The 21,169-nt window shown below is 71.0% G+C and carries 12 protein-coding genes; 7 read left to right on the top strand and 5 right to left on the bottom strand.

Translation table 11 applies throughout. The features are described from left to right. The first annotated feature begins 221 nt into the window (after positions 1-221). A complete protein-coding gene (locus BKA05_RS13745; RefSeq protein ID WP_179531934.1) occupies positions 222-5,375 on the top strand; it encodes a DUF7507 domain-containing protein in 5,154 nt (1,717 codons plus the stop codon). A gap of 548 nt (positions 5,376-5,923) precedes the next feature. Further along, on the top strand, positions 5,924-12,040 hold the full coding sequence (locus BKA05_RS13740; RefSeq protein ID WP_179531933.1) for a DUF7507 domain-containing protein: 6,117 nt from the start codon (positions 5,924-5,926) through the stop codon (positions 12,038-12,040). An 11-nt stretch (positions 12,041-12,051) separates the two neighbouring features. Here BKA05_RS13740 and BKA05_RS13735 read toward each other — a convergent pair whose 3' ends face one another. Beyond that, a complete protein-coding gene (locus BKA05_RS13735) occupies positions 12,052-12,930 on the bottom strand; it encodes an ABC transporter substrate-binding protein (protein WP_179531932.1) in 879 nt (292 codons plus the stop codon). Between the two features lie 36 nt (positions 12,931-12,966). Between BKA05_RS13735 and BKA05_RS13730 the strand changes: the two genes are divergently transcribed. Next, positions 12,967-13,746, top strand: a complete 780-nt coding sequence (locus BKA05_RS13730) for a TSUP family transporter (RefSeq protein ID WP_179531931.1) — start codon at positions 12,967-12,969, stop codon at positions 13,744-13,746. A 7-nt stretch (positions 13,747-13,753) separates the two neighbouring features. Next, a complete protein-coding gene (locus BKA05_RS13725) occupies positions 13,754-14,392 on the top strand; it encodes a YigZ family protein (RefSeq protein WP_343045675.1) in 639 nt (212 codons plus the stop codon). Here the strand turns inward: BKA05_RS13725 and BKA05_RS13720 are convergent. Both BKA05_RS13720 and BKA05_RS13715 read right to left on the bottom strand, forming a co-directional pair. Continuing rightward, entirely contained in the window at positions 14,375-14,782 is a 408-nt protein-coding gene (locus BKA05_RS13720) for a DUF2695 domain-containing protein (protein ID WP_179531929.1), read from the bottom strand. The two genes, BKA05_RS13725 and BKA05_RS13720, sit on opposite strands and share 18 nt — an antisense overlap. A 58-nt stretch (positions 14,783-14,840) precedes the next feature. Then, a complete protein-coding gene (locus BKA05_RS13715) occupies positions 14,841-15,854 on the bottom strand; it encodes an IS481 family transposase (protein WP_179531928.1) in 1,014 nt (337 codons plus the stop codon). Positions 15,855-16,019: 165 nt separating this feature from the next. Between BKA05_RS13715 and BKA05_RS13710 the strand changes: the two genes are divergently transcribed. Then, positions 16,020-16,532 (top strand): mycothiol transferase, encoded by a 513-nt coding sequence (locus BKA05_RS13710; protein WP_179531927.1) that lies wholly within the window; start codon positions 16,020-16,022, stop codon positions 16,530-16,532. 124 nt (positions 16,533-16,656) lie between these two features. Here the strand turns inward: BKA05_RS13710 and BKA05_RS13705 are convergent, their stop codons facing one another. Beyond that, complete coding sequence (locus BKA05_RS13705; RefSeq protein ID WP_246290301.1) at positions 16,657-17,991, bottom strand: ABC1 kinase family protein; 1,335 nt, start codon at positions 17,989-17,991, stop codon at positions 16,657-16,659. Positions 17,992-18,186: 195 nt separating this feature from the next. After that, positions 18,187-18,834 (bottom strand): peptide-methionine (S)-S-oxide reductase MsrA, encoded by a 648-nt coding sequence (msrA, locus tag BKA05_RS13700; RefSeq protein ID WP_343045674.1) that lies wholly within the window; start codon positions 18,832-18,834, stop codon positions 18,187-18,189. Between the two features lie 163 nt (positions 18,835-18,997). On the opposite strand from msrA, the gene BKA05_RS13695 reads away from it, so the two are divergent. Both BKA05_RS13695 and BKA05_RS13690 read left to right on the top strand, forming a co-directional pair. Further along, the gene (locus tag BKA05_RS13695; RefSeq protein ID WP_179531924.1) at positions 18,998-19,948 is read left to right on the top strand and encodes a hypothetical protein; all 951 of its coding nucleotides are present in this window, start codon (positions 18,998-19,000) and stop codon (positions 19,946-19,948) included. A gap of 12 nt (positions 19,949-19,960) precedes the next feature. Next, positions 19,961-21,151 carry a cystathionine gamma-synthase gene (locus BKA05_RS13690; RefSeq protein WP_179531923.1) on the top strand — a complete coding sequence of 397 codons (1,191 nt, stop codon included), beginning with the start codon at positions 19,961-19,963 and terminating at the stop codon, positions 21,149-21,151. Positions 21,152-21,169: the final 18 nt, after the last annotated feature.

Genomic DNA, 21,169 nt, shown 5'->3' with positions numbered 1-21,169 from the left:
CGGGAATCAGTTCGCCCACACCACCACCACAAGGCCGGCGAGGCGCTTCCCCTCGAGGAGACCCGCAGATATCCATGACGGTGGAGGGGATCACGCGCCTGTTCTCAGGACGCGGATCCGGGAGACATCGCGTCCGGGGGGACGCATCACAGGGGGGAAGGACGACCATGTCGTCATGCCAGCGCGCGCTCGAACGCGCCTCGAAGTCGCTACGCAGGAGGGTGGCCGGCTCACTGGCCGTGCTGCTCGCCGGCACCGGCCTGGCGCTGCTGCCGGCGGGCGCCGCTCATGCGGTCTACCCGAGCTTCGTCTGCACGTCCAACACCGTCTACGCCATGCAGCAGAGCACCGGCAACGTGTACGCGGTCAACTCGACCAACGCCAGCTCCAGCATCAGCGCGGAGTTCGGCTCCGGGAACTGGAACGCGCTGGCGCTCGGTGGCGCCGGCAGCGACATCTGGGCCTTCGACCGCACCAACAACCGCGTGCGGGTCGCTCGCAACGACCACTCCGACAACACCTACGCCGTGCCCACCAACTCGCTGGCCGGCAGCGTCGTCGCGGGTGCCATCAACCCCGACAACGGGATCTACTACTACGCCTCCGGCGGCTCGACCTGGACGGTCTTCGCGTTCAACACCGTGACCAAGACGGCCATCGGCCAGGTCGCCACGATCAGCGGCACCGGTCTCGGTGGCAACGGCGACTTCGCCTTCGACGCCTCCGGCAACCTCTACATCGTCAGCAACGACACCTTCAGCAGCGGTTCCGGCCCCGCGGGCACCCTCGCGCGGGTCAACGGTGCGCTCCCCACCACGGCCGGTAGCACCGCGCTGGGTGTCACTGTGCTGGCGACCACCCCGGCCGGCAACGGGCAGTACCACTCGATGGCCTTCGACTCCAGCGGCCTGCTGGTCATCGGCACGAGCTCGCCCAAGATCATCCGGGTCAACCCGGTGACCGGCGCGATCGTCGACTCCTCGACGATGGGGTACGCCTTCACCGACCTGGCCTCCTGCGCCCAGCCCTCGACGGCCCAGGCGCAGGTCGACCTCCCCGAGGGCCGGCACACCGCCGGTGACCAGTTCACCGTGACGCTGAGCGGCAGCGGCCTCGGCACCTCGAACACCGGTACGACGACGGGCACCGACTCCGGTGTCCAGTCCGACTCGGCGGAGAAGGCCGGCCCCGCGGTCGTCCTGCCCAGCCAGACCTACACGATCACCCAGACCGCGGCCGGCAGCACCTCGCTGTCGAACTACGCCACGACGTGGACCTGCAAGACCGCGTCCGGCACCACCGTGGCCTCCGGGACCGGGAACAGCGGCACCTTCACGATGCCGTCGGCCTCCGGCTCCGAGGTGACCTGCACCTTCACCAACACCCCGCAGCGGCCGGCCATCAAGCTGACCAAGACCGCGGGAGCGCTCACCGACACCGACAGCAACGGCCCCGACGCCGGTGACACGATCACCTACACGTTCACGGTCAAGAACACCGGGAACGTCGCGCTGAACCCGGTGACGGTCCACGACCCGCTCTTCGGTGGCTCGACCCCGAACATCACCTGCCCGTCGGGCTCGCTGGCGCCCAGCGCCTCGGTGACCTGCACCGCGAAGACGTACACCCTGACCCAGGGTGACGTCGACGCCGGCAAGGTCGACAACACCGCGACCACGACCGGCACCGCGGCCAACGGCGTCAAGGTCTCCGACACGTCCTCGACCAGCACCCCGGTGGCCGCCTTCCCGGCGATTTCGCTGAAGAAGACCTCCGGCGCGATCAACGACGTCGACGGCAACGGGCCGGACGCGGGTGACACCATCGGCTACACCTTCAAGGTGACCAACACCGGCAACGTCACGCTGAACCCGGTGACGGTGCACGACCCGCTCTTCGGGTCGACCGCCCCCAGCATCACCTGCCCCACCGGTGCCCTGGCACCGGGTGCGTCGGTGACCTGCTCGGGGAAGACCCACACCCTGACGCAGGCCGACGTGGACGCGGGCAAGCGCGACAACACCGCCACCGCGACCGGCACCGCCCCGTCGGGGGCGAAGGTGACCAGCGCCGACTCGACCAGCACCCCTGTCGCCCGCACCGCGGCGATCGACCTGGTGAAGACCGCCTCGGCGATCAACGACGTGGACTCCAACGGCGCCGACGCGGGTGACACGATCACCTACTCGTTCAAGGTGACCAACACCGGCAACGTCACGCTGAACCCGGTCAAGGTCCACGACCCGCTCTTCGGCGGGGCCAACCCCAACATCACCTGCCCGGCCGGCGCCCTGGCGCCGGGTGCGTCGGTGACCTGCTCCAGCCGGACCTACACGCTCACCCAGACGAACGTGGACGCCGGCAAGCTCGAGAACACCGCGACCGCCACCGGCACGGGCCCCTCCGGCGCGACCGTCACCGACACGGCCTCGACGCTCAGCCCGATCCCGGCCGGTCCCGGCCTGGAGCTGGACAAGAGCGCGTCGACGATCAGCGACCTCGACGGCAACGGGGCTGACGCGGGTGACACGATCACCTACTCCTTCAAGGTGACCAACACCGGCACGGTGACGCTGAACCCGGTGACCGTGCACGACCCGCTGTTCGGCGGGGCGAACCCCAGCATCACCTGCCCGACCGGCCCGCTCGCGCCGGGTGCCTCGGTGACCTGCACCAGCAAGACGTACACGCTCACGCAGAGCGACGTGGACGCGGGCAAGGTCGACAACACCGCGACCGCCACCGGCACCAAGCCCGGCGGCGGCACGGTGAGCGACACCGACTCCACCTCGACCACCATCGTGGCCGGTCCGGCGATCCTGCTGGACAAGACCGCGTCGGCGATCGACGACGTGGACGGCAACGGTGCCGACGCCGGCGACAAGGTCACCTACTCGTTCAAGGTGACCAACACCGGCACGGTGACGCTGAACCCGGTCGCGGTCCACGACCCGCTCCTGGGTGCCACGTCGCCGAGCGTCACCTGCCCGGTCGGCGCGCTCGCCCCGGGTACGTCGGTGACCTGCACCAGCGCGACGTACACGCTGACGCAGGCCGACGTGGACGCCGGCAAGCGCGACAACACCGCGACCGCCACCGGCACCGCGCCCGGTGGCGCCAAGGTCACCTCGAGCGACTCGACGACCACGACCATCACGGCCGTGCCGGCGATCGAGCTGACCAAGACCGCGTCGGCGATCGACGACAACGACGGCAACGGCCCGGACGTCGGTGACACGATCACCTACGCGTTCAAGGTCAAGAACACCGGCACGGTGGCGCTGGACCCGGTCACCGTCCACGACCCGCTGTTCGGCGGCGCGAGCCCGAACGTCGTCTGCCCGGCCGGCGCGCTGGCCCCGGGTGCCTCGGTGACCTGCACCAGCAAGACGTACACGCTCACGCAGAGCGACGTGGACGCGGGCAAGGTCGACAACACCGCCACCGCGACCGGCACGGCGCCGGACGGCTCGAAGGTCACCGACCCCGACTCCACGTCCACCCCGGTGGTCGCGGCTCCGGCGATCAAGCTGACCAAGACCGCCTCGGCGATCGACGACAACGACGGCAACGGTCACGACGCGGGTGACACCATCACCTACACGTTCAAGGTCAAGAACACCGGCACCGTGGTCCTGGACCCGGTGACGGTGAACGACCCGCTGTTCGCGAACCCGACGGTGACCTGCCCGGCCGGGCCGCTGGCCCCGGGCGCGACGGTGACCTGCGCGACGAAGACCTACACGCTGACCGTCTCCGACGTGGACAACGGCACGGTCGACAACACCGCGACCGCGACCGGCACCGCACCCAGCGGCGCCACGGTCTCCGACGCCGCCTCGACCAGCACGCCCGTCGTCCCGGTGAAGGCCGACCTGGTCGTCACCAAGTCGGTGGACAAGAAGAAGCCGTACGCCGGTGAGACCGTCACCTACGCCGTGACCGTCGCCAACGAGGGCGGTCAGACCGCGGAGAACGTCAAGCTCGTCGACACCCTGCCCGACGGGGTCACCTTCGTCTCGGCGGCCCCGGGCGCCTGCTCGGAGTCCGGGGGCACGGTCACCTGCGAGTGGCCCACCCTCCTGGGCGGCGAGTCCAAGACGGTGACCATCACCGCCACGGTGGACCCGGTGGTGACCGGTGGTCCTGACCACGACCACCAGATCGACGTGCAGAAGGCCGAGGTCCACATGGACCTGCTGCCGGGCCAGGAGCGTGCGCTCTCGGTGACCTGCCCGACGGGTTACGTGGTGACTGATGGTTCGGGTCGTATCGACCACGTGGACCAGGGGACCGGCACGCTGGCCTCGGTGGGTCACGTGGAGTCGCGGGCGACCAACGACACCACCTGGCAGGCGACGCTTCGCAACGACGCGACGGGTCGGGCTCAGGCCAAGGTGTTCACGGTGTGTGTCAAGGAGGTCAGCGAGGTCAACCAGGCCCACGCCCACGACCTGCAGCTCGGTGACGTGGTCACGCAGTCGGTGGACCTGTCCTCGGGTGCGGCCACGGCCACGCTGGAGTGTGCTCCTGGGACGGTTCCGATCCGTCCGGGCTATGCGCTGAACGGGACCGCGGAGGTCGTGACCTCCTACCCGGCCGGTGACAACGACTGGACCTTCGCCCTGGCGGTGGGTGGCGGCGACGCCACCTCCGGTGTGGTGAGCATCCAGTGCATGCTCGATGAGCTGGCTGAGGCCAATGGTCACGGCCACGACCTGAACCTGCGTGAGGTCACGCAGAACGTCACGGTGCCGGCTGGGGAGGTGCTCGAGGTCACGCTGACCTGCCCGGTGGGCTACAAGGGCATCGTCGCTGGGTGGCGTCTGGACGAGGGTCTGGTGAACCTGGGCAACGACCCGCGTCCGATCATCCGGGTGTTCAAGCTGTTCAACCCGACCTCGGGGCCGCTGACCGCGGACCTGTGGCTGGGCTGCCTGGCCACCCGCACCCTGTCCGGGGTCGGCAACCCCACGGTGGTGAACACGGCCTCGGCCACGACCACCAGCACGGAGTCGAGCAGCTCGAACAACTCCGGCTCGGCGACGCTGACGGTGCAGTCGGGCTCCGCCCCGGCGGCGCCGGCCGCACCCCGGGTCGCCGTGAGCGGCTCGAAGGTGACCGCGCCGGTGACCTGCCTCGTCGAGGTCGACTGTGGTGGTTCCGCCACCCTGGTCGCGCTGAAGACCCAGAAGGTCGCCGGCAAGACCCTGAAGAAGGGCACGGTCCTGGCCAAGGGCAGCTACACGGTCGACGCCGGCGCCCGGGGCAAGGTCGTCCTCAAGGCCACCAAACAGGGCAAGAAGGCCCTGAAGAAGGTCAAGAAGGCCAGGCTCACGCTGGGCAGCACCACGAAGAAGGTGACCCTGCGCTGACCCCGTCCTGACCAGGATCTGCTCAGCAGACCCAGCGAACGGCCGCCCGGAGGCTCTCCTCCGGGCGGCCGTTCTCGTTGCCGCTGCGTGGATGTGGGCCCCGGCGGTGTGGCAGTGCCGTGGATCCGCCGAGGATCTGACCGGCCCCTCTCGGCAGGCTCGAGGCGGACCTGAGGGGTGAGTCCCGCCGGCTCGTCAACAGTTCCCCCACACCGACCCCACGGTTGGGTTACCGCCACTGACACGGCCGGTTTGCCTTCGCTATGAAGGAGCTGTCAGAAGTCTGCGCCGGCTCTCGGGGTGTGCGCGACGACCATCTCGAGACCCACGAAGAACCACCAACAGCCGCGCCGTTCAGGCGCTTCATACAGGGGGGCTGACGACCTATGTCGTCCACTATTGGCGCGCGCCCACAAGCGCGCAGAACAGCGACGTCCACGACGTCGCGGTGGCGCCGCCGGGCTTCGAGCCTGGCCGCGCTGCTACTGACAGGAACGGGGCTGGCACTGCTGCCCGCGGGGGCGGCGCACGCCAACTACCCGTCGTTCGTGTGCACCAACAACACGGTGTACTCGGTCAAGCTCGACAACGGCCAGGTGTACTCGGTCGACTCGACGACCGGCTCGGGCTCGATCCGCGCCGAGTTCGGCACCGGCAACTGGAACGCGCTGGCGCTCGGTGGCGCCGGCAGCGAGATCTGGGCGTTCGAGCGTGACGACAACAAGGTCAAGGTCGCGCGCAACACCCACACCCACCAGGCCTACTCGGTGCCGTCGAACTCCAAGTCGACGATCGTCGTGGCGGGTGCCATCAACCCGGCGAACGGGATCTACTATTACGCCTCCGGCGGCTCGACCTGGCACGTCTTCGCCTTCGACACCGTCTCCAAGACCGGTCTGGGTCAGGTCGCCACGATCAGCGGCACCGGCCTCGGCGGCAACGGCGACTTCGCCTTCGACGGCTCGGGCAACCTCTACATCGTCAGCAACGACACCTTCAGCAGCGGCTCCGGCCCCGCGGGCACCCTCGCCCGCGTGAACGGGTCCCTGCCGACGACGGCCGGCAGCACCGCCCTGGGTGTCACCGTGCTGGCGGACACGCCTGCGGGCAACGGCCAGTACCACTCGATGGCCTTCGACTCCTCGGGTCTGCTGGTCATCGGCACCAGCTCCCCGAAGATCCTGCGGGCCAACCCGGTGACCGGCGCGATCGTGGACTCCTCCTCGATGGGCTACGCGTTCACCGACATGGCCTCCTGCGCCCAGCCCAGCACCGCGCTCGCGCAGGTCAACCTGCCGCAGGGGCGCCACACCACCGGTGACCAGTTCACCGTGAAGCTCAGCGGTGGCGGCCTCGGCACCTCCAACACCGGTACGACGACGGGCACCGACTCCGGTGTCCAGTCCGACTCGGCGGAGAAGGCCGGCCCCGCGGTCGTCCTGCCGGGCCAGACCTACACGATCACCCAGACCGCGGCCGGCAGCACCTCGCTGTCGAACTACGCCACGACGTGGACCTGCAAGACCGCGTCCGGCACCACCGTGGCCTCCGGGACCGGGAACAGCGGCACCTTCACGATGCCGTCGACCTCCGGCGCCGAGGTGACCTGCACGTTCACCAACATCCCGCTGCGCCCGGCGATCAAGCTGACGAAGACCGCCAGCGCGATCAACGACGTCGACGGGAACGGTCCGGACGCGGGTGACAAGATCACCTACTCCTTCACCGTGAAGAACACCGGCGACATCGCGCTGAACCCGGTGACGGTCAACGACCCGCTCTTCGGCGGCTCGAACCCGAACATCACCTGCCCCAGCGGCTCGCTCGCGCCCAGCGCGTCGGTCACCTGCACCGACAAGACCTACACGCTGACCCAGGCCGACGTGAACGCCGGCAAGGTCGACAACACCGCGACCGCCAAGGGCACCGGCACCAACGGCGTCCAGGTCTCCGACACGTCCTCGACCAGCACCCCGATCGCTGCGTTCCCGGCGATCCTGCTGAAGAAGACCGCCGGTGCGATCAACGACGTCGACGGCAACGGCCCCGACGTCGGCGACAAGATCCCGTACACCTTCACGGTGACCAACACGGGCAACGTGTCGCTCAACCCGGTGACGGTGCACGACCCGCTGTTCGGTGGTTCCTCGCCGAACATCACCTGCCCGCCCGGAGCGCTCGCTCCCGGTGCGTCGGTGACCTGCTCGACCGCGACCTACACGTTGACCCAGGCCAACGTGGACGCCGGTCAGGTCGACAACACCGGCACCGCCACGGGCACCGCACCCAGCGGCGCCAAGGTCACGGACTCCGACACGACCAGCACCCCGGTGGCCCGTACGGCGACCGTCGACCTGGTCAAGACGTCGTCGGCGATCGACGACGTCGACGGCAACGGGGCCGACGCCGGCGACAAGATCACCTTCGGCTTCAAGGTCGTCAACACCGGCAACGTCACGCTGGACCCGGTCAAGGTCCACGACCCGCTCTTCGGCGGGGCGAACCCCAACATCACCTGCCCGACCGGTGCGCTCGCACCGGCCGCGACGGTGACCTGCACCAGCCGGACCTACACGCTGACGCAGGCCGACGTGGACTCGGGCAAGCTCGAGAACACCGCCACGGCGACCGGCACCAAGCCCGGCGGCGGCACGGTCAGCGACACCTCCTCGACGCTCAACCCGATCCCGGCCGGTCCGGCGATCAAGCTCGAGAAGAGCGCCTCGGCGATCCAGGACGTGGACGGCAACGGCGCCGACGCGGGTGACACGATCACCTACTCCTTCAAGGTGACCAACACCGGCACCGTCACGCTCGACCCGGTCACGGTCCACGACCCGGTCTTCGGCGGGGCGAACCCCAACATCACCTGCCCGACCGGTTCGCTGGCCCCGGGTGCCTCCCGCACCTGCAGCAGCCGGACCTACACCCTGTCCCAGGGCGAGGTCGACGCGGGCAAGATCGAGAACACCGCGACGGCGACGGGCACCAAGCCCGGCGGCGGCACGGTGAGCGACACCGACTCCACCTCCACGGCGATCGTGGCCGGTCCGGCGATCCTGCTCGACAAGACCGTCTCGGCGATCGACGACGTGGACGGCAACGGCGCCGACGCCGGCGACACGGTCACCTACTCCTTCAAGGTGACCAACACCGGCAACGTCACGCTGAACCCGGTCACGGTCCACGACCCGCTGCTCGGTGGTTCCTCGCCCAACGTCACCTGCCCGACCGGTCCGCTGGCCCCGGGCGCCTCGGTGACCTGCACCGACGCGACGTACGCCTTCACCCAGGCCGACGTCGACGCCGGCAAGCGCGAGAACACCGCCACCGCCACCGGCACGGCGCCCGGTGGGGCGAAGGTGACCTCGAGCGACTCGACGACCACGACCATCGCCGCCGTCCCGGCCATCCAGCTCACGCTGACCGGCTCGGCGATCGACGACGTGGACGGCAACGGTCACGACGCGGGCGACACCATCACCTACACCTACAAGGTCAAGAACACCGGCACGGTGGCGCTCGACCCGGTCACCGTCCACGACCCGCTGCTGGGTGGGGCGAACCCCAACGTCACCTGCCCGGCCGGCTCGCTGGCCCCCGGTGACACCGTCACCTGCTCGAGCAGGGTCTACACGCTGACCCAGGCCGACGTCGACGCGGGCGTGGTGGACAACACCGCGACCACGACCGGCACCGCACCCAGCGGCGCCCAGGTCTCCGACCCCGACACGGTCTCCACCCCGGTGGTGGGCCAGCCTGCGATCAAGCTCGTCAAGACCGCCTCGGCGATCAACGACGTGGACGGCAACGGCCACGACGAGGGCGACAAGATCACCTTCGGTTTCAAGGTCACCAACACCGGTGCCCTGACGCTGGACCCGGTCACGGTCAACGACCCGCTGTTCGCCAACCCGGCGATCAGCTGCCCGGCCGGTGCGCTGGCTCCGGGTGCCTCGGTGACCTGCTCGACCAAGACCTACACGCTCACCGTCATCGACGTCGACAACGGCAAGGTCGACAACACCGCGACGGCGACCGGCACCACCGCCGGTGGGGCCACGGTCACGGGCAGCGACTCGTCGTCCACCCCGGTGGTCGGCGCGCCGTCGATCAAGCTGGTCGTGACCCCGTCGGCGATCGACGACAACGACGGCAACGGCCACGACGCCGGTGACACCATCACCTACACCTACGAGGTGACCAACACCGGTGGCACGACGCTCGACCCCGTGGTCGTGCACGACCCGCTGTTCCCGGGCGCTGCGCCCAACGTCACCTGCCCGGCCGCTCCGTTGGCTCCGGGTGCGTCGGTGACCTGCACCGGCAAGACCTACACGCTGACGCAGGCCGACGTGGACGCAGGCACGGTCGACACCCTCGCCACCACCACCGGCACCGCGCCGGGTGGCGCGACCGTCACCGACGACGACACCACCTCGACCCCCGTGGTCCCGGAGGCGCCGTCGATCGAGCTGGACCTGATCGCCTCGGCGATCGACGACGTGGACGGCAACGGCCACGACGCCGGCGACACGATCACCTACACCTACGTGGTGATCAACACCGGCACCCAGGTCCTCGACCCGGTCGTCGTGCACGACCCGCTGCTCGGTGGAGCCTCGCCGAACGTCACCTGCCCGGCCGGTCCGCTGGCCCCGGGGACGTCGGTGACCTGCACCAGCGAGGTCTATACGCTCACCCAGGCCGACGTCGACGCGGGCGTGGTGAACAACACCGCGACCGCCACCGGCACCGCTCCGGGTGGCGCGACCGTCTCGGACGACGACATCACGGCCACCCCGGTGGTCGGTGAGCGTCCGTCGATCGAGCTGGACCTGGTCGCCTCGGCGATCGACGACGTGGACGGCAACGGCCACGACGCGGGTGACCTCATCACCTACACCTACGTCGTGACCAACACCGGCACCCAGGTCCTGGACCCGGTGACGGTGAACGACCCGCTGTTCGCCAACCCGACGGTGATCTGCCCGGCCGGCCCGCTGGCTCCCGGCGCGAGCGTGACCTGCACCAGCAGGACCTACACGCTCACGCAGGCTGACATCGACGCCGGCCAGGTGGTCAACACCGCCACCGCGACCGGCACCGCCCCTGGTGGTGCCACCGTCACCGACGACGACTCCACCACCACCCCGGTGGTCGTCGAGAAGGCCGACATCAAGGTCACCAAGACCGTCGACGACAACTCGCCGAAGGTCGGTGACACCGTCACCTACACCATCACCGTGCAGAACAAGGGCGGCCAGACGGCCGACTCGGTGAAGCTGACCGACGTGCTGCCCGAGGGCGTCACGTTCGTCTCGGCCGGCTCGCCGTGCACGGAGTCCCACGAGACCGTGACCTGTGAGTGGTCGAGCCTGACCGCCGGTGCCTCGCGCACCGTCACCATCACCGCCACGGTGGACCCGGTGGTGACCGGTGGTCCTGACCACGACCACCAGATCGACGTGCAGAAGGCCGAGGTCCACATGGACCTGCTGCCGGGCCAGGAGCGTGCGCTCTCGGTGACCTGCCCGACGGGTTACGTGGTGACTGATGGTTCGGGTCGTGTCGACCACGTGGACCAGGGGACCGGCACGCTGGCCTCGGTGGGTCACGTGGAGTCGCGGGCGACCAACGACACCACCTGGCAGGCGACGCTTCGCAACGACGCGACGGGTCGGGCTCAGGCCAAGGTGTTCACGGTGTGTGTCAAGGAGGTCAGCGAGGTCAACCAGGCCCACGCCCACGACCTGCAGCTCGGTGACGTGGTCACGCAGTCGGTGGACCTGTCCTCGGGTGCGGCCACGGCCACGCTGGAGTGTGCTCCTGGGACGGTTCCGATCCGTCCGGGCTATGCGCTGAACGGGACCGCGGAGGTCGTGACCTCCTACCCGGCCGGTGACAACGACTGGACCTTCGCCCTGGCGGTGGGTGGCGGCGACGCCACCTCCGGTGTGGTGAGCATCCAGTGCATGCTCGATGAGCTGGCTGAGGCCAATGGTCACGGCCATGACCTGAACCTGCGTGAGGTCACGCAGAACGTCACGGTGCCGGCTGGGGAGGTGCTCGAGGTCACGCTGACCTGCCCGGTGGGCTACAAGGGCATCGTCGCTGGGTGGCGTCTGGACGAGGGTCTGGTGAACCTGGGCAACGACCCGCGTCCGATCATCCGGGTGTTCAAGCTGTTCAACCCGACCTCGGGGCCGCTGACCGCGGACCTGTGGCTGGGCTGCCTGGCCACCCGCACCAAGCCGGGCACGGGCAACCCGGTCGTCAGCAACACCGCCTCGGCGACGACGACCAGCCCGGAGAAGACGCTGGGCAACAACTACGGCTCGGCCACCTTCACCGTCGACATGGCCCCGGCGTCCCCGTCGGCCCGCGTCGCGGTGGCCGGCTCCAAGGTCAAGGCACCGGTCGTCTGCAAGGACGACGAGGGCTGTGGTGGCGTCGCCACCCTGGTCGCGCTGAAGACCCAGAAGGTCGCCGGCAAGAAGATCACGAAGGGCACGGTCCTCGCCGAGGGCACCTACGTGCTCGAGTCCGGCGAGAAGAGCAAGGTCGTCCTCAAGGCCTCGAAGAAGGGCAAGAAGGCCCTGAAGAAGGTCAAGAAGGCCAAGCTCACGCTCGGCAAGAAGTCGAAGAAGGTGACGCTGCGCTGACCTGAAGCGACTCACCCACTTGGCCGCCTGGGGGCTCCCTCCCTCAGGCGGCCGAGTGCTGTCCGGAGGTCCGCCACGCCCTCGACCACCCGCGGTCCGGGCCTGGCCCAGTGGCCGTTCGCGTCGACGGCGTACGTCGGGACCCCGGGCGGGAGGACCCCGGCCTCCAGCAGCGCCCGCTCCTGCTCCCGGGCGCCCTCCCGGTCGAACCCGCACGGAGCCACCACCACGAGGTCGGGGCGCGCGGCGGCGACCTCGTCCCACGTGGTGCGCACCGACCGCGCGCCGGCGGTGCCCAGGACGCACTCGGCACCGGCCGCCTCGACCATCTCGGGGATCCAGTGCCCCGGGGCGTACGGCGGGTCGGTCCACTCCAGCACGGCCACGCGAGGTCGCGGGCCGGAGACAGCGCTGTCCGCGCGGCCCCGGCCGAGGGCCTCGACGGGCGCGGCTAGCTCCACGGCCCGCTGCTCCCGCCCGACCGCCCGTCCGATGGCGCGGATCGACTCGGCGATCTCGGCCAGCGTGTGCGGGTCGAAGGACACGACCTGCGCCCGGCAGCCCAGGTGTGCCAGCGCCTCGTCGACGGTGTCCACGTCGATCGCGCACACGGCGCAGAGGTCCTGGGTGAGGACCAGGTCGGGATCGAGGTCGGTCAGGGCGCCGGCGTCGAGGGTGTAGAGGTCCTCCCCGGCCGCTGTCGCGGCGGCGACCCAGGTGTCGATGCCGGCTGGGTCGAGCCCCTCGGGCATGGTCGTGCCCGAGACCACCCGCCGGCTGCGCGCCTCGGCGGGGTGGTCGCACTCGAAGGTCACGCCGACGACGTCCTCGCCGACGCCCAGGGCGAAGAGGATCTCGGTGGTCGAGGGCAGCAGGGAGACGATCCGCACGCGCCCACGGTAGGGGCGTCACCTAGGGTCGGCGCCGTGGAGGACCCGACGACGACCGTGCTGCTCCTCCTGGCCCTGGCCGGGCTCACGGCCGGCTTCGTCGACGCGGTGGTCGGGGGCGGGGGGCTGATCCAGCTGCCCGCCCTGCTGCTGGGCCTGCCGCAGGCCGCCCCCGTACAGGTGCTGGCCACCAACAAGCTGGCCTCCATCTGCGGCACCACCGTCAGCTCGGCGACCTACTTCCGACGGGTGCGACCCGATCCCCGGACCTTCCTGCCGCTGATGGCGCTCGCCTTCGTCGGCTCCGCGCTGGGCGCCGCGGTCGCCTCCCACGTCCCGCGCTCGGCCTTCGAGCCGATCGTGCTGGTGGCGCTGGTGCTCGTGGGCGGCTACGTCGCCTTCCGGCCGAACCTCGGCGGGGCGACGGTGCTGCGCTTCGCCGGGCACCGGCACACCGCGGCCGCCCTCGGCGTCGGCCTGGTCGTCGGCTTCTACGACGGCGTGTTGGGCCCCGGCACGGGCTCCTTCTTTGTCGTCGCCCTCGTCGCGCTGCTGGGCTACGGCTTCCTGGAGGCCTCGGCCAAGGCTCGGATGGCAAACTGGGCCACCAACCTCGCCGCGCTCGTGGTGTTCGTCCCGCAGGGGGCGGTGCTGTGGAAGGTCGGGCTGCTGATGGGTGCGGCCAACCTCGTGGGCGGGTACGTCGGGGCCCGGACGGCGGTCGCGAAGGGCTCCGGCTTCGTGCGGGTCTTCTTCCTGGTGGTCGTCGGCGCCTTCGTGGTGCGACTCGGGGGAGAGGTCGCGGGCTGGTGGTGAGCCGGTGGTGATTTACCGGGTGCCGCGCCGCGCCGCGCAGGCCGAGATCGAGGTCAAGCGCTCGCGCTTCCTGTGCACGCTGGAGCGGGTCGAGGACGAGCCGTCGGCGCGGGCCCTGGTCGACCGGCTGCGACGCGAGCACTGGGATGCACGGCACCACTGCTCCGCGTTCGTCGTCGGGACCCCTCCGGTCCCGGTGGAACGCTCCTCCGACGACGGGGAACCGGCAGGCACCGCCGGGGCGCCCATGCTCGAGGTGCTGCGCGGCGCCGGCCTCTCCGACACCGCGGTCGTCGTGACCCGCTGGTTCGGCGGGACGCTGCTGGGTGCCGGAGGACTGGTGCGCGCCTACGGCGACGCCGTGCGCGCCGCGGTCGCGCGAGCCGGGCTGCTCGAGCGCCGGCTGCGCAGCGAGGTGGCCCTCGACCTCGACCACGGCGACGCCGGCCGGGTCGAGTCGGAGCTGAGGTCGCGCGGCGTGGACGTGCTCGAGACGTCGTACGGCGCGCGGGTGCGGCTGCTGCTCGGCGTCGACCCCGAGCAGGTCGGCCGGGTCGAGGGCCTGCTGGCCGAGCTCACGTCCGGGGGCGCCGCTCCCGTCGAGGTGGGTCAGCGGTGGGTCGACGGCTCACCAGTCGTCGAGTGAGCGACGCCGCGACCGCTCCCAGAGCGTGCACGGCTTGGTCGAGTCGAGCCGACCGACGCCCGCACAGGTCGGAGGGTGGTCGGGGGCGCGCAGCTCGTCGGTGTGGATGTCGCGCTCGAGGTGCTCGCGGCGCAACCGGTAGCCGTTGAGGAAGACCTCGCAGTCGCAGAACCCGCCCACGGCCTGCATCCGGCCCTCCAGCGCGGTGGCCCGCGGGGAGCGCAGCTCCCGGAACCGACCCGTCCACCGCAGCGTCTCGTCGCACCCGTGCTCCCCGAGCATCCGCGCGACGTAGCAGAGCACGCACTCGGCCGGGTGCGGTGCCATCACCTCCGCCACCACGAGCTGGAGGTACTCCTCCGCGTCCCTGACCACCCGCTGCTGCTCCATGCTGCTCCTCCCCGTCTCCACGCACCGCGGCCCTGCACCGCCGTGGCGTCGTTCCTTCCTAGATGTTCTGCCCGGGGAGGTTGGGCACGCGGTCGATGGGTGACTTGCCTTTGAGGCTGGTGTGGCCGCGGTGGTGATTGTAGTGATGGAGCCACTCCGGGTAGGCGGACGCGCGGTCGGCTTCTGAGGTGTAGGCGCAGGCGTAGGCCCATTCCTCGAGCAGGGTGCGGTTGAAGCGTTCGACCTTGCCGTTGGTCTGGGGCCGGTAGGGGCGGGTGCGGCGGTGTTTGACGTCCTGGCCCAGGGTCGCGGCCCAGAGCCGTGATCGGTAGCAGGAGCCGTTGTCGGTCAAGACGGCGCTGACCGCGATGCCGTGCTCGGCGAAGTAGGCGCGGGCGCGTTGCCAGAACCCTGCGGCGGTCTCCTTGCGTTCGTCGGTGAGGATCTCGGAGTAGGCCAGCCGGGAGTGGTCGTCTACGGCGTGGTGGAGGTAGACGTAGCCGCGCGAGGGTGTGGCACCGGAGCGGGCGGCCCGGTCGCGTGTGGCGCCGGCGCTGCGGTCTTGGGCTGATCCGCGGCCGTGGACGCGCCAGCCGCCGCCGTCGGGGATCTTGCCGAGCTTCTTGATGTCGACGTGGACCAGATCGCCCGGTGCGGCGTGCTCGTAGCGTCGCTTGTCCCGCGAGGAGGTCTTGATCCGGGTGCCGGTGGCGGGGTCGGTCCACTTCAGCCGTGGGCAGCCGTAGCGGCGCAGGACCTGGTGGACGGTCGAGGGGTTCTGCCCGAGGTGGTAGGCGATCCGGGCCGGTCCCCAGCGCCGGGTGACTCGCAGGCTCACGATCCGACGCTCGGTTCGTCGGGGCAGCTGGTTTGGGCAGCGGTGCGGTCGTGAGGACCGGTCGACCATGCCGGCCCTGCCGGATTCGCGGTAACGCAGGGCCCAGCGGCGGGCGGTGGTGATGCTGACGGAGAACCGTTCGGCGGCACGGGCGTAGGTCCAGTCGTGGTCGACGACGAGCTGGGCCAGACGCAGTCGCCCGGCTGGGGTGAGGGTGGCGTTAGCGTGGGTCATGAAGACCTCCGTGGTGGATGTGGTTGCTGTGGTAGCTCCACACCTCACCCGGAGGTCTTCGTCATGGTCCAGCCGACCCGCCGTACCTAACGTCCGTGGTCAGAACACCTAGAGGGCGGCACCGACACTCGCTGCCGAGCCCTCGCGCGCCCTAGGGTCGGCCGCGTGAGCATCCCCACCGTCGCCGACGAGACCACCACGCTGCGCGCCTTCCTCGACCACTTCCGCGACACCCTGCGCCGCCAGTGCGCCGGCATCGGCGCGGACGGTCTGGCGTGGACACTGCCGCCGGCGACGATGACGCTCGGCGGGATGCTCAAGCACCTGACGTTCGTGGAGCAGTGGTGGTTCTCGATCGTGCTGCACGGCCACGAGCCCAGCGGGATCTGGGCGGACGTCGACTGGGAGGCCGACGAGGACTGGGACTGGCACAGCGCCGTCCACGACAGCCCCGACCAGCTGCGCACCTGGCTCGATGAAGCCATCGAGACCTCGGACCGCCTGGTCGACGAGGCGCTCGCCCGTGGGGAGGGGCTCGACGTGCTGGCCGCCCGCGAGCGGCGCGGGGGCCCGGTGTCCCTGCGCTGGATCCTCGTGCACATGGTCGAGGAGTACGCCCGGCACTGCGGCCACGCCGACCTGATCCGCGAGTCGATCGACGGCGCCACCGACCTCTAGCCGCGCCCGTGCGTGCCGAGCCGGCGTATCAATACGCCGGTTCGACGTGAAGTGCCTGCCGAGCCGGCGTATCAATACGCCGGCTCGGCGTGAAGTGCTTGCCGAGCCGGCGCGTCCTTCCGGGTCAGTCGAGCGTGAAGCCGGGCAGGTGGTCGAGCAGCATCTGCCGGAACGGCACCTCGGCCTCGAGCTGGGAGAGGATGCCCAGGCCGCCGAGCCACGTCCGGTGGATCAACAGGTACGACGGCGGCAGGTTGAGCTTCAGCCCGACCGTGTAGGCGGGCTCGCGCGGGTCGTTGATCTTCGCGAAGACCCCGCGCATCCACTCCCGCGAGAAGCGGAAGGTCTCGGTCGTGGCGGGCTCGACGAAGGGCAGCAGGTAGTCGCGCACCAGGTCGGGCTCGACCCGGATGCGGTCCTTGATGAAGCCCTCCTCGCGCAGTGCGTCCACGAGGTCCTCGCCGGAGCGGGTGGCGGCGACCGACAGCAGCCGTCCCATGGCGGGCGGGAAGCCACCGTCGAGTCGGGCGACCGCGCCGAAGTCGAGCACGCCGAGCCGGGTGGGCCCGCCGTCGACGCCCGGCACGACCCGGAAGTTGCCCGGGTGCGGGTCGGCGTGCAGCAGGCCGGTCCGCGCGGGCGCCGCCACGAGGAACCGGGTGAACAGCAGACCGAAGTGGTCGCGCTCCTCCTGGGTGCCCTGGGCGATGACGGTGGCCAGCGACGACGCCGACTCCAGCCACTCGGTGACCAGGACGGTCGGCCCCGTCGCGACGGCATCGGGCACGACGATCTGGTCGTCGCCCTCGAAGGCCTCGTGGAAGGTCCGCTGGCTGGCGGCCTCGAGCTGGTAGTCCAGCTCCTCGACGACTCGTTGCTGCAGCTCGGCCACGAGGGGCTTGATGTCGATGCCGGGGATCAGCGGCGCCACGGTCCTGCCGAGACGGCTGAGCTGGCGCAGGTCTGCCTGGAGCGCGTCGCCGGCGCCGGGGTACTGCACCTTCACGGCCACGTCGTGCTCGACCCCGTCGTCGGTGAGCCACCGGCCGCGGTGCACCTGCCCGATCGAGGCGGCCGCGGTGGGGCCGCCGTCGAGCCAGACCAGGCGCGCCTGCCAGTCCGCCCCGAGGTCGCGGGCGAGGACCTCGCGCACCGTCGCGGTCGGCATCGGGGGAGCGGCGTCCTGCAGCTTGGTCAGCTGGTCGCGGTAGGGACCGGCCAGCTCCTCGGGCAGCGCGGCCTCCAGCACCGAGAGGGCCTGGCCGAACTTCATCGCCCCGCCCTTGAGCTCGCCCAGGGTGCGGAAGACCTGCTCGGCGGTGCGCTGCTGGATCTCGCTCATCACGGCCTCGGCCGGCTTGCCACCGAGTCGCTTGCCCAGCCCGACGGCCTGGCGGCCGGCGTACCCCAGGGGCAGGCCGGCCAGCCTCGCGGTGCGCGCCATCGCCTTGCGGGGCATCTCGGTCACCCCCACATCATCTCCGACCGCCCAAGACCGCGACGGGTGACGCATCGCCGTGGGACGTCATGCGTCGCGCGGGGACGTTGCTCCCGTCCGCATGACGTCCCGGCAGGTCTCGACACATCACGACGATCTGCAGGGAATGCGCTCCCATGGCCTGCACAACGTCGTGCTGCGTGCGGTCGTGTGAGGTCAGGCGGGGAAGGCGACGCCCGTGTTGGCGTGGCAGCGGTAGCCGAACGGGTTCTTGTGGAGGTACTGCTGGTGCACGTCCTCGGCGTAGTAGTACGGCGTGTCCTCGGCGGAGCGGATCTCGGTGGTGATCGAGCCCAGCCCCCGCCGGGCCAGCTCGGCGCCGTACACCTCGGTCAGCTCGCGGGCGACGGCCTCCTGCTCCGGGGTGGTCCAGTAGATCGCCGAGCGGTACTGCGTGCCCACGTCGTTGCCCTGGCGCATGCCCTGGGTGGGGTCGTGCACCTCGAAGAAGCGCTTCACGAGGTCGGCGTAGGACACGACGGCGGGGTCGAAGACGACGCGCACGGCCTCGGTGTGGTTGGTCCGGCCCGAGCACACCTCCTCGTACGACGGGTGCGGGGTGTCGCCGCCGGCGTACCCGACCGACGTGGACCACACGCCGGGCACCTGCCAGTAGATCTCCTCGGCCCCCCAGAAGCAGCCGAGCCCGAACACCGCCACCTCGTGGCCCGCCGGTGCGGTGTCGGTGACGAGCGGCGCGTCGAGGACGGCGTGCCGCTCCGAGAGGTGCCAGGGGCGCTCGCTGCGGCCCGGCAGCGTCTGCTCGGGGGCGACGAGGGCGGTCTGCTTGCGGCCGAGGAACACGGTGACTCCTTGCGACGAGGGGCGTGGGGGACGAGCGGGCGGGGGCCGGTGTGTGGCCCTCCACGTTTGCAACAACGCTGCTCCGAGCATGTTCCCCAGGACCAAGAAAACCCGTCGGACCGAGTCGTCCGTCGGGCCACGAGACCGCTCGGGAGGCTCGATCGTGGGGATGTTGCGTCGTCGGGGGCCGATGCGCCCGGAGCCCGACCTGCCGTTGTCCACCTTCCAGGCGCGCCGGCTCTACCGGCTCGTGGCCGAGGCCTTCGGTGAGGCCGGCCTGGTGGTCGAGGTGCTCGGCGACCACGTCGTCGACGAGCGCGGCCGCGCGCACGGGCTGCGTGACCTCGCCGCCGCGTGCGCCACCGAGCCGCCCGCCGCCTGGCCGCAGGTCGTACGCCGGCACGTGCACGCCGCGGTGTCCCCGGCCCCCACGCTGGCCGACCTCGACGACGCGACCCTGGAGGCCTCCTGCGTCCTGCGGCTCCTGCCGGCCGCGCTGCTGCCGCCCGACTGGGACCCTGCCGCCGAACACGTCACCGAGGACCTCGTCTCGGTCGTGGCGATCGACCTCGGGGACCAGGCCCTGATGCCCCCGGCCGACGCGCTGCGTGAGCGCGCACCCCTGCTGCCCTGGCGCGAGCGGGCCGCCGACAACCTGCGGCACCTTGCCGACCGCCTGTCCCTGCACCACGAGGGGGTCGCCCCCGAGGGTGCGCCGGACGACGGGTTCGACGTGGTCGTGGGGGAGTCGGGCCTGGTCGCGAGCCTCGCGCTCGACGTCGACGCGCTCCTGGAGCGGCTGGGGCTGACCGACCACGGACGAGGGGTGCTGGTGGGAGCGCCGTACCGCCACCAGCTGGCGCTCCGCGTGGTCGACGGGCCCGGGGCGGTGACCGCGCTGGGGCACCTTGCCGACTACACCCGCAGCACCTACGCGGTCGCTCCCGGGCCGGTCACCCCGCTCGTCCACTGGGTGCACGAGGGCGTGTGGCGGCCGACGTCGTCGGCGCCTCCCCAGGACCCGCCGTTGGCTCGCGCGGCGCAGCAGACCAGGGCCGGTCGGGTCGCCACCGAACGCCTCCACCCCGAGGTCGCCGCGGCGCTCGGTATCTGAGACTCTCGACCGGTGAGCGAGCACCCTGCGCAGCAGCCCTACTGGTCCGACGCCGGCTTCGAGACCCGCGCCATCCACGCGGGCTACGAGCCCGACCCCAGCACCGGCGCCGTGATCCCGCCCATCTACGCCACCTCGACCTACAAGCAGGACGGCGTCGGAGGGCTGCGCGGCGGGTACGAGTACTCCCGCTCCGCCAACCCCACCCGCACCGCGCTCGAGGGCGCGCTCGCCGCGGTCGAGGGCGGCACCCACGGCTTCGCCTTCGCCAGCGGCCTGGCCGCCGAGGACACGCTGGTCCGTGCGCTGTGCGGCCCCGGCCAGCACGCCGTGATCCCCGACGACGCCTACGGCGGCACCTTCCGTCTCTTCGACAAGGTGGAGCAGGTCTGGGGCCTGGTCCACAGCCCCGCGGCGGTCTCCGACGTCGACGCGGTCCGCGCGGCCATCCGCCCCGGCGAGACCCGGCTGGTCTGGGTCGAGACCCCCACCAACCCGCTGCTCGGCATCGGTGACATCGAGGCGCTCGCCGCGGTCGCCCACGACGCGGGCGCGTTGCTGGTCGTCGACAACACCTTCGCCTCGCCGTACCTCCAGCAGCCGCTGGCCCTCGGCGCCGACGTCGTCGTGCACTCCACCACCAAGTACGTCGGAGGGCACTCCGACGTCGTCGGCGGCGCCCTCGTGGTGCGCGACGACGACCTCGCCGACCGGATCCGCTTCCACCAGAACGCCATGGGCGCGGTGGCCGGCCCGTTCGACGCCTGGCTGACCCTGCGCGGCCTGAAGACCCTCGCGGTGCGGATGGACCGGCACTGCGACAACGCCGAGCGGATCGTGGCCCACCTGCTCGACCACCCGGCCGTGGAGCAGGTCATCTACCCGGGCCTGCCCGACCACCCCGGCCACGAGGTGGCGGCACGCCAGATGAAGCGCTTCGGCGGCATGGTCTCCTTCCGCGTCAAGGGCGGTGAGGCTGCGGCCCTGGCCGTCTGCGAGCGCACCCACGTCTTCACCCTGGGGGAGTCCCTCGGCGGCGTGGAGTCCCTCATCGAGCACCCCGGTCGGATGACCCACGCGAGCGTGGCCGGCACCGACCTGGAGGTCCCCGCCGACCTGGTCCGCCTCAGCGTCGGCATCGAGTCCGTCGAGGACCTCGTGGCCGACCTGGACCAGGCGCTCTCCGCGGCCCTGCCGCGCTGAGGGGTGGGGGTGCGGTGC

The sequence above is a fragment of the Nocardioides marinus genome (assembly GCF_013408145.1).
GTDB classification, from domain to species: domain Bacteria; phylum Actinomycetota; class Actinomycetes; order Propionibacteriales; family Nocardioidaceae; genus Nocardioides; species Nocardioides marinus.
This window is presented reverse-complemented; position numbering and strand designations above follow the sequence as displayed.

Excerpts from the sequence above, each read along its gene's own strand:
- BKA05_RS13715 (WP_179531928.1), bottom strand. The coding sequence starts at position 15,854 with ATGACCCACGCTAACGCCACCCTCACCCCAGCCGGGCGACTGCGTCTG.
- BKA05_RS13720 (WP_179531929.1), bottom strand. The coding sequence starts at position 14,782 with ATGGAGCAGCAGCGGGTGGTCAGGGACGCGGAGGAGTACCTCCAGCTC.
- BKA05_RS13705 (WP_246290301.1), bottom strand. The coding sequence starts at position 17,991 with ATGCCCCGCAAGGCGATGGCGCGCACCGCGAGGCTGGCCGGCCTGCCC.